Below are 201 nucleotides of genomic sequence, written 5' to 3' on the forward strand. Positions count from 1 at the left end.
GCAAAACGGCAAATTGCCAAACGATGGTGTCTTTGACGCTTGCGCGCGGCGAAGTGCCAGTGATGGTCGCGTTACGTCTCTTTCTGCCTGACAGTTGGACAAGCGACGTGTCTCGTTTGAAGCGTGCTCGCGTGCCAGTCGAACACCGAACGCCACGATCCAAGCCGGAAATTGCTTTGGCCGAGATTGACCGCACGATGG

General features: G+C 56.7%; 1 protein-coding gene. It reads left to right on the plus strand.

Annotated elements, in window-relative coordinates:
- Nucleotides 1–201 (plus strand): transposase (locus FNJ47_RS49725; protein WP_163164000.1); only part of this gene is annotated, 201 nt, incomplete at both ends.

It is taken from the genome of Bradyrhizobium uaiense, assembly GCF_010811875.1.
Lineage (GTDB): Bacteria > Pseudomonadota > Alphaproteobacteria > Rhizobiales > Xanthobacteraceae > Bradyrhizobium > Bradyrhizobium uaiense.